Here is a 253-nt window from a genome sequence, read left to right as displayed (position 1 = left end):
GTCCCGTCGTGATCCTGCTGCACGGCTGGCCCTATGACATCCACAGCTTCGTCGATGTGGCGCCGCTGCTGGCGAAGGCCGGACATCGCGTCATCGTTCCGCATCTGCGCGGCTACGGCACCACGCGCTTTCTTTCCGGCGAGGCGATCAGGAACGGCGAGCAGGCTGCGCTTGCGGTCGACATCATCGCGCTGATGGACGCCTTGAAGATCGAGAAGGCCGTCGTCGCCGGCTATGACTGGGGTGCGCGCAC

General features: G+C 65.6%; 1 protein-coding gene. It reads left to right on the top strand.

All coding sequences use genetic code 11. The annotated features are described in order from the left end of the window. The coding region (locus RMT89_RS44350) for an alpha/beta fold hydrolase (protein WP_315889422.1) at positions 1-253 on the top strand (253 nt) is incomplete at both ends.

The sequence above is a fragment of the Streptomyces sp. P17 genome (assembly GCF_032436805.1).
Taxonomy (GTDB): domain Bacteria; phylum Actinomycetota; class Actinomycetes; order Streptomycetales; family Streptomycetaceae; genus Streptomyces.
This window is presented reverse-complemented; position numbering and strand designations above follow the sequence as displayed.